Raw genomic sequence first — 8,697 nt, forward strand, 5'->3', positions numbered from 1 at the left:
ACTGGGTCGGTCTGTTCGTGGTGCATCGATCACCAACTTCTCCGCTCAGTCAGTATTCGCAACGCTCCAAACGTTGCTTTCAGACCGACCAGATGCGATTTCATGTCCCAAATACCGAGGTGAATAATCCAGGATACTATTGTTGATCGGCAGTTTGGCAATATTAGTCAGTATGATCTCGTGACCGTGTACAATCCCAATGCCGGCACCAGTGCAGTGCGTAAGGCGCAAGAAGCGGTAACGGATTCAAGCCAGGTCAAGCGCGATACTGCGGCGTATTTTGCCAATGTTTACGCGACCGCAAGCGGTTCTGATACGCGAGAAAGTATTGCTTTGATGGTACCGAAGTCTGATAGCCAGCTAGATCATTACATCAAGCTGCGTGACTATAAGACTGGTAAGAAGCTTTCACTGACCGATAATGGCGCAGTGGTGTCCCAGAAGCTCGCGAAGTTGCAAGGGGCGAGCGTCGGCGATACGATCAGTCTTAAAGACACTGATGGCACAGCGCACAAGGTCAAGATCGCAGCGATTACCACCATGTATGCCGGGCACTACGTTTACATGAACCAGACATATTACCAGAAGGTCTACGACAAAGCGGCGAAGCCAAATGCCTACCTCGTCACCTTGAAGCACAACACAAGCAAGTCAGTGAACGCCTTTGCGTCAAAGTTCAACCACCACGAAGCGGCAGTTGAGACTGTGCAGTCCAGAGAAACCAAGAAGACCATTACCAACATTTTGGGCAATCTGAGCAACCTGATCCTTGTGCTGGTCGTCAGTGCCTCGCTGCTTTCGCTGGTCGTGCTTTACACGCTGACGAACATCAATGTCTCCGAGCGAATGCGGGAACTTTCAACCCTGAAAGTGCTGGGCTTCTATCCGCGAGAAGTGCTGATGTACATTTACCGTGAGACCAACATTTTGACCGGTGCTGGAATCGTCGTCGGCATTGGTGTTGGCTATCTGTTCCATGCCTACATCATGGATCTACTGCCGCCAGCCACAGCGATGGTGGCACCAGGACTGACGTGGATCAATATCTTGATCTCGGTCGGATTGACCATTGTCTTCTCGTTGATGGTCATGTTCATGATGAACCGGAAGATTCAAAGTGTGGATATGCTTGAAGCGTTGAAGTCAGTCGATTAGAGATTTTTGCCAAATAAACTAGGACTCTGTAGTCGATCATGATGATCGAGGGCAGAGTCCTAGTTTTCCTTTGAGCCACTCGCCATAGATCGATGAAAATATCGGCATCACATAAAGGACTGGCGCTTTGATTGTCACACCGCCACCCGCAGGAAGTCGACATCGGAACTGGAGTTGTAGCCGCTGATGGAGAGCTGCAGGATCTCATCGTTGATGTTAGTGCCGGTGGTCTCGGTGTCGAGCACGATTTTCATGGGCGGCCTCCAGGGGTTTTGAGCCAAACATACAGCATCGCCAGAAGCACGGCAAGACAGCAGATTATTGCGGAAAACCGTATAAAATGTGCGGAAATGCAACAATGCGTGTTATAATCAAATCGCAAAGAGGAATTCCATTGACTCAGCCGGACAGCTACCGGTAAATGAGTGCGGACGCTTACGGGCGTCCGTTTTTTTGTGCGCAAAAACGCCGGGATTAGGTTAGCTGGGCCTGACCCCGACGTCCTTATGCGGCGCTAGTGACGTCGCCGATGCGATTTAACGCGCGGCGGTGTGTCGCGCCGAGCGTGAGTGCGGTAAAAGTGCCGCTTGCCGGCACTGATTCCGTTGGCAATCACGCCAGCAGCAGCAACAACTGCAAAGAAGAACTCCATTGGTCTCACCGCCAGGAGTCGCGGAAGCGGAGCTCCCAGCTACTTAAGTTTAACAGAGAATCAAGGTAGTAGTAGGCCCTGTGTGTCTAACCAGGCTTGCAAGGATTCATGCTCACCTATCCGATTCTCAGAAACATTGCCTATCAGACTCAGCTTACTTGAGATTGGTGATGCTTTTTTGCCTCGTTTGAGTAGCGATGACTGGCATTGATTCGATTCAATATCACCAGTAAAATCAACGCGAGCAGGGCATAAGATGCTGCCCCCAAGCTGATTCTGCCAACGCCGACTGCCCCGACCAGGAGAGACGCGGTGGCGGAGCCTAACGAAGTGCCAAAGTTAAAGAATATCGAACTCAGCGATGATGCTAGCAATGTTGATTGGGGGTAGTCCTGCTCGGCGACATCCATAAAATGAAGCTGAATAGAGGCGCTAAACAAGGTGATCAGCATGGTGATTGCAATCAGCATAAGGAAGCCAGTGAGCTTGCTCATCATGACCAAGGGCAGCATGAGCAAAATCACCACATCTGCCACGTAATACTTTGGCATAAGCTCTAAGCCGCCGCGGCGCGCAATCGTGCCAGAGAATCGGTTGCTAAATACACTCGCGATGCCAAGGACGAATAGCAGAAGGTTGATGTTCTGGGTATCAAACCCTAACACTGTTGTCAGTAATGGTCGGATGTACGTGTAATAACCATACTGAGTGGCGGCGGTAAACAGGACAACTGCGATTCCAATGTAGATTCGCGAATCCTTAAGCAGACTTAACTGCTTTAAGATGGAGCCTTGAACCTGCTTCATGTGGTGGGGCAAAAGCCAACTCAGCAGCCCAATCGTGAGCAGTGAGATGAGCGATACTGCAAAGAAAGCATAGCGCCAGTCGTAATGCGTGCTGATGGTGGTGCCGATCGGGACGCCAATGACAGAGGCAATGCTGAATCCTGCATAGATCCAGGAAATCAGATTCGCCCGTTTATCCTTAGGTGCGATTTGATTGGCAAAGGTCATGATGATCGAGATGATGGCACCCGAAACGCCGGCAGCAATCACCCGAGAGACAATCATCATCCAATAGGTGGTTGCCAGCCCGCTAAGTGTGTTGCCGACCAGGAAGATGGCCATTAGCACCAGAAGGGTTTTATAGCGGTTATACTTGCTCGTCAGCATCGTCACGATTGGCGTGCTGACAGCATAGACCGTGGCGAATATTGTGACTAAATAGCCGACCATCGCAATTGAGACACGCAAATGGCTCGCAATGTCAGGTAGGATACCAACCACCATAAATTCGTTACACCCTGACATAAAAGCGACTAAGACAAATACAAATGCTTGCAGACGATATTTATTCAAAAGAGTTTTCCTTTCGTACCTGACTGTTAGTTATCACCCCCTATCAAAGTTGAAGCGCTGATTTTTTTGCTTAGTTTGATAATCATTGTTGTTTCTCCTTATTTAGTGATAAAGACACGTGTTCATGCTAGCACTCAGATTTGATCGAAACAACAGAGGTCACCGAAGCGTCAGACAGTTATGCTGAGACTTGGGTCTCACAACTTAAGAAAATTGACGCTCAGTAGATCTACTGCGTAACCAATAGTTTAACTAATTTTGCCCCAGCATTTCTTCTTTTCAATGTGACCGGGATGACGCAACTCGGAGGCTAGGTTAAGTGGTTATAACACTAGATTGAAATCAAACGCATGGGTTGAGGGCTTGAACTTCGTTGTCTTTTTCTCCGCGAGGTCGTCGCCGCGGGAATAAATTTTTTCCAGGTGCGGATTGATAAACAATTATGATAAGCTTTGGGTACTAACCTGAAAGGGGCTCATTATGAAAAACTTGCAGGCTGGCGGCTTCCTCTTCGTGGGCGGCGCCATCATTATGACGGTCACTCAGTTTGGCAAAGTCGTTCCTATCATCGGTGGGGTGTGCGCGCTGCTTGGTGCAGGCATGCTGATCTATTATTTGTTCAGCAACGAAGGTAAGTATTAAAAGTACAAGTTTGATGAAAATACCAAGTTTCACTCAGGCGGTCCTTTGGGGTCGCCTGTTTTCTTGTGAGGTCTGGGCAGACTGAGCGGCTAGCTGTTATCCACAGGGGTGCCCCGTGGCTGGCCATCGGGTTGCTGTTTTTTAGCTCGCTGGTGCCCTATGCGACGCGGATCGTCTCAGCTCACGTCATGAGCGTGGGGGGCAAGTTTTCTACGGCATCATCATCATCGGGGTGACTCTCGCCAACCTGGCCCTGTACCGCTCTGTGCTGGGGAATGCGCCGCGCAATCGCCTGCTGTTTTGAGTGATCATGGGACTGACCAAATAGTAACGGACTTGTGCCCAAAGGCGCCTGGCGAAAAACTCGCTAGGCGCCTGGTTTTTGGGTCAGTTTTGCTTTTGATAGGCCATTAAGCTGAGCGGCATGAAGATCGAAATAATGAGGAGTCCGCAAAGCAAGGCGACCGTCGCATGCAGATTCCACGTTCCGGTTAGCAAAAGCGACCGGATCGCCGTGACGGTGTAGCTAACCGGATTTAGATTCACGATCGTCTGAATGAACCTTGGCAAGGTCTTAGTGGGCACAAAGGCATTGGACAAGAAGGTCAACACTAAAATGATCATCATGGATAGGCTGCCGATCATTTCCGCGTTTTTGGCTACGAGCCCCACCAAGGCAAAAATCCAAGAAGTGGCCCAGCCGATGAACAACGCCAAGCCCAGCGCGGCTGCGACCATTGGCAGGTCTACGACCGGGCGCCAGCCCATGAGAAAGGCCGTGATCAAGGCCATCGATCCTGCCACCAGCAGTCGAAAAATGTCCCCGATCAATTGCCCGGCAAGCGGCACGATTGGCGCGATTGGCAAGGTCTTGAAACGAGCGAAAACGCCATTATTAATATCCTCACGGAGCTGCTGCCCTGATCCTGATGCGGCATTGAGAATACTTTGAATCAGGATGCCAGGCACCAGGATAGGCAGGTAAGCCTGCACGCTCCCGGCAATGGCGCCGCCAAACAAAAATCCAAATAGCAAGGTGAAAATAACCGGTTCCATAATGACATCGCCAAAGTTGTCCGGGTTGTGCAGGGTCTTCAAGAGATTACGATGAGTCATGGTCATTATATTTTTTAAGTTATGAGTGTTGCTTGTCTCGATATTCATTTGTGGAGCCTCCTTAGTTCTTGCCAACCGTCATTTGCAAAAAGACATCGTCGAGCGATGGCGGTTCGATAGCAAACTGGCTGAGGGCGATGCCAGCTTCGTCAAATTGCTGAAGCAGTGCTGCGGTTTGCCCCACCTCACCTTCATCCAGTGGCACCGTCAAGGTTCGTTCGCTGACCTGAACAGGATGCATTTCAGTTTTTTGCAGGATGACCTGAGCCCCTTTTAGGGATTGTTCCGCCGCGACTTGGAGGCGCAATCGCTTGCCCCCAACGCGCCTAGTCAGTTCATCTGGGGTGCCGATAGCTTTCATTTGCCCGTGATCGATCAAGGCAATGCGATCAGCGAATTGCGCGGCCTCTTCCAGGTACTGGGTGGTGAGCAGGACGGTTGACCCGTCGGCGACTAGGGTTTGGATCACTTGCCACATCTGAGCGCGCGTGCGCGGATCTAGGCCGGTCGTTGGCTCGTCTAAAAATAAAATCGTTGGCTTGCCTACCAGGCTTACGGCAAGGTCCAGCCTTCGCCGCATGCCCCCAGAAAAAGTTTCAAGTGTTCGATCTGCTGAAGCAACTAAGTCAAACGCCTTTAACAGTTCAGTTGTCCGGCTGCGGGCGGCGGGTATCGCCAGCCCTGACAAACGCGCGAAAATCATGAGATTTTCGCGCGCCGTCAGATCTTGATCGATGGCTGCTGTTTGACCCGTGACACTGAACTGCTGGCGCGCGTTGCGGCCCTGTGTTTGCGTATCAAAGCCATTGATCAGGATCTGGCCGGTATCTGGGTGCAGTAGGGTCGTCATCATTCTGATCAACGTGGTTTTGCCAGCACCATTGGGACCTAGTAAGCCAAAGATCTCCCCCCTCTTGACGCTAAAAGAAACATCTCGGACCGCGGCATTCTTGCCAAAGTGTTTTGAGATATTGCTAACTTGAATCACATCATCGTTATTCATATGAGCCTCCTGCAATTTTTAATCAGGCCACCTGACTAAAATACAATAAGGCCCCCTGACTAATAAGTCAAGTGCCCTGATTAAATCTGCTGTATACTGGAGAAAACGACTGATGAGGACTGATGAATGGTGGCAAATGAAGTTAAGGCCGAGCTGGCCGCCGGCAAACTTGCAGAATACGAACAGCTGAGCAAAATCTACGACGACATCGTCAAGCAAGCACGGCCGCGCATGACCGTTGAGGGTCAGGGCAAGATCCTGTTGGCGTTAGCGGATGAGGATCACCAATCGCAGCATCAGCTAGCGTCACGCTTGGCCATGTCGCCGCAATCGACCAGCGAGTTTGTCGCCAAGCTAGCGAAACGCGATCTGGTTACCTTGGCTAAGTCGACTAAGGATCGCCGGGTCAATCTGGTCAGCTTAACCCCCCAGGGGCGGGAAGAAATTGCGTCTGCTGCCCAGGAAGTCCCGCCATTTTTGCAGGCGCTCACTGAAGCTGAGCAGGATGAGTTGTATGCGTTGTTGACGAAGATCACGAATGCGATGTACGCCGATATTGACGCGGCCAACCCCACCTTGGGGGTCAAGTTTCATAAATTATTTGCTGGCCATTACCTCAACCGGTTTAAAAAGTAGCCGGATGGAGAATCAGTTACCTCAGCGGGCATTTGGCGAGTCACGCTGCTGGAAACAAGGGTGAGCAGCGGCAACGCGTTTTGAAGCCCACAATTATCGCTAACACGCATTGAAGTTGTGTCCTAACCGGCGCCACTAATCTGGATGTGGCAATAGGTGGTGTTGGCCTCATGATAGACGCACCGGTATACTTCCACATCGGTGTTCTTGGACAGACCACGGGCAAACCTATTGTGTTGCCTCAATCTTCGCCGTTTTGGAGAACAAAGGAGAGCATGCTATGAGCAAAGTCCACATTCCAGTCGCCTATTATCAGGCCCCTGATAAGCGCCTGCAGGCGACCCAGGACAAGCTGTTCGCCGCTTTGAAGCAGCACTTCGAGGCCGGTGAGGCGTTTGCCAACATCAGCGTGAGCGCCTTGTGTCAAACGGCCAAGCTCGCCCGCCAGACCTATTATCAGCATTACGACAGTATTGGCGAAATTATCGAAGTGACCGTCTCACGGGTCATCAATTCGGCCCTGCAAAAAGCCGATCAAGCCCTCGATCCCAGTGATGAAGGGGCGCCTTTGACGGTCGATTTGCTGCTCGCGCATCGCGATTTGATCGCCATGGTCCGCTGGGCCCACGCCGGGGATCTCATCGTTGCGTATCTCAGCCGCGAGATTCGGCGCGTGAGCAGTATTGAAGGGACCAACATCCCGATGAAGGGGGTCATGATCGACCTGCTGGCGCGCATGTATCTCGCTTTTGCCGATGTCGTCAACGAACACCCTGAGCTGAGCCGTAGTCAGTTGATCACGATTTTTCAGAAGATGCTGCCGGTGCCGGCCAAGATTTTCCGCGGCCTATAGCCCCAGTTCGAAGAAAAATGACAGAATAGCCGTGTTTGACAACAAACACGGCTATTTTTAATGGTCGCCGCCTCCTAGAATGTGGTTATTCAATCAGGAGGCAACCAACATGAAATTAATCACACTAGAAGAACACTGGGAATCACAGCGCGTCAATGACGCTGCCAAGCCGTACATGCCAAAGCCGACCAATCCGCACAAAAATCCGGATGATCACAGCATTGAAGAGTTTGTTGCGAAGACCAAGCGCGACAACACCGAGCTCATCAGCGCGGACGATAAACGCTTGGCCTTCATGGATCAAAACGGGATTCAGATGCAGATCATGGGCTACGGCGACGACACGCCACAGAATCTGGATCCGAAGGTGGCCATTGGCCTTTGTAAAATGGCGAATGACGATTTAGCGAAGGCCATCAGCGCCCATCCCGACCGCCTTGGCGGCTGGGCGACGCTGCCGGTTGGCGATCCCGAAGCGGCCGCCGCGGAACTCGAACGCGCCGTCAAGCAGCTCGGCCTGCGAGGCGCAATGATTCACGGTTACTACGATGGGCACATGTTCGACGACCCGATGTACGAGGCAATTTTCGCCAAGGCTGAAGCACTCGATGTGCCGCTGTACTTCCATCCGGCCGTGATCCCCGCCGCCATCAGTGAGCACTACTATCAGGGGCAAGGCTGGTCGGTACTGACTGCCTTCACCTTTGCCGGCGCCGGCTGGGGCTGGCATGAAGACCTCGGCGTGCAGATGATCCGCCTGATCCTCGCCGGCGTGTTTGATCGCCACCCTCGCCTCAAGATCATCACCGGCCACTGGGGCGAAATGGTGCCGAACTTCCTTGAGCGGATGGACCAGACGCTGGGCCTGACCGTTCACCTTGACCGCAGCATCAGTCAAACCTACCGCGACAACTTTTACATCACGCCAAGCGGTATGTTCTTCCCGGCGCAGCTGACCTTGGGCATGACCGAGGTCGGCGCCGATCACCTGTTGTACTCGCTGGATTACCCCTACAATCACCCGGCGGACGCGCAGAAGTTTCTGACCGAATCTGACTTGACGCAAGCGGATCAGGAAAAAATCGCCAATCAAAATGCGGCCGCGTTGCTGCATTTGAACTAAGGAGGCGCCTCATGGAAAAACTATATCCTGGATTATTCACCTCGGTATTTGGGACATGAAATCGCATCTGGTCGGTCTGAAAGCAACGTTTGGAGCGTTGCGAATACTGACTGAGCGGAGAAGTTGGTGATCGATGCACCACGAACAGACCGACCCAGT

Annotated in this window: 8 protein-coding genes; 5 read left to right on the plus strand and 3 right to left on the minus strand. The window is 51.9% G+C overall.

Features of this window, described 5'->3' with window-relative positions; all coding sequences use genetic code 11:
- Positions 1–186: 186 nt before the first annotated feature.
- The gene (locus tag JUE30_RS10850) at positions 187–1,155 is read left to right on the plus strand and encodes an ABC transporter permease (protein ID WP_203624835.1); all 969 of its coding nucleotides are present in this window, start codon (positions 187–189) and stop codon (positions 1,153–1,155) included.
- 801 nt (positions 1,156–1,956) lie between these two features.
- Here JUE30_RS10850 and JUE30_RS10855 read toward each other — a convergent pair.
- Positions 1,957–3,165: an MFS transporter gene (locus JUE30_RS10855; protein WP_203624836.1), complete on the minus strand. Its 1,209-nt coding sequence runs from the start codon at positions 3,163–3,165 to the stop codon at positions 1,957–1,959.
- 480 nt (positions 3,166–3,645) lie between these two features.
- On the opposite strand from JUE30_RS10855, the gene JUE30_RS10860 reads away from it, so the two are divergent.
- Positions 3,646–3,807: a hypothetical protein gene (locus JUE30_RS10860; RefSeq protein WP_164506147.1), complete on the plus strand. Its 162-nt coding sequence runs from the start codon at positions 3,646–3,648 to the stop codon at positions 3,805–3,807.
- Between the two features lie 387 nt (positions 3,808–4,194).
- Here JUE30_RS10860 and JUE30_RS10865 read toward each other — a convergent pair whose 3' ends face one another.
- Together JUE30_RS10865 and JUE30_RS10870 are read right to left on the minus strand one after the other, a co-directional pair.
- Complete coding sequence (locus JUE30_RS10865; RefSeq protein ID WP_203624837.1) at positions 4,195–4,971, minus strand: ABC transporter permease; 777 nt, start codon at positions 4,969–4,971, stop codon at positions 4,195–4,197.
- Between the two features lie 13 nt (positions 4,972–4,984).
- A complete protein-coding gene (locus JUE30_RS10870) occupies positions 4,985–5,926 on the minus strand; it encodes an ATP-binding cassette domain-containing protein (protein ID WP_203624838.1) in 942 nt (313 codons plus the stop codon).
- A gap of 126 nt (positions 5,927–6,052) precedes the next feature.
- On the opposite strand from JUE30_RS10870, the gene JUE30_RS10875 reads away from it, so the two are divergent.
- The 3 genes from JUE30_RS10875 to JUE30_RS10885 all read left to right on the plus strand — a co-directional run bounded on the left by JUE30_RS10875 (position 6,053) and on the right by JUE30_RS10885 (position 8,538).
- On the plus strand, positions 6,053–6,562 hold the full coding sequence (locus JUE30_RS10875; protein ID WP_374706433.1) for a MarR family winged helix-turn-helix transcriptional regulator: 510 nt from the start codon (positions 6,053–6,055) through the stop codon (positions 6,560–6,562).
- A 280-nt stretch (positions 6,563–6,842) separates the two neighbouring features.
- Positions 6,843–7,415, plus strand: coding sequence for a hypothetical protein (locus JUE30_RS10880; RefSeq protein ID WP_203624839.1), 573 nt, complete (start codon positions 6,843–6,845; stop codon positions 7,413–7,415).
- A 109-nt stretch (positions 7,416–7,524) separates the two neighbouring features.
- Complete coding sequence (locus tag JUE30_RS10885; protein ID WP_203624840.1) at positions 7,525–8,538, plus strand: amidohydrolase family protein; 1,014 nt, start codon at positions 7,525–7,527, stop codon at positions 8,536–8,538.
- Positions 8,539–8,697: the final 159 nt, after the last annotated feature.

The organism is Lacticaseibacillus sp. 866-1, assembly GCF_016861825.1.
In the GTDB taxonomy this organism is placed as follows: Bacteria; Bacillota; Bacilli; order Lactobacillales; family Lactobacillaceae; genus Lacticaseibacillus.

What these genes read in the sequence shown, in the direction of transcription:
- JUE30_RS10860 (WP_164506147.1), top strand. Translation starts at nt 3,646, where the DNA reads ATGAAAAACTTGCAGGCTGGCGGCTTCCTCTTCGTGGGCGGCGCCATC.
- JUE30_RS10865 (WP_203624837.1), bottom strand. Translation starts at nt 4,971, where the DNA reads ATGAATATCGAGACAAGCAACACTCATAACTTAAAAAATATAATGACC.
- JUE30_RS10870 (WP_203624838.1), bottom strand. Translation starts at nt 5,926, where the DNA reads ATGAATAACGATGATGTGATTCAAGTTAGCAATATCTCAAAACACTTT.
- JUE30_RS10875 (WP_374706433.1), top strand. Translation starts at nt 6,053, where the DNA reads ATGGTGGCAAATGAAGTTAAGGCCGAGCTGGCCGCCGGCAAACTTGCA.
- JUE30_RS10880 (WP_203624839.1), top strand. Translation starts at nt 6,843, where the DNA reads ATGAGCAAAGTCCACATTCCAGTCGCCTATTATCAGGCCCCTGATAAG.
- JUE30_RS10885 (WP_203624840.1), top strand. Translation starts at nt 7,525, where the DNA reads ATGAAATTAATCACACTAGAAGAACACTGGGAATCACAGCGCGTCAAT.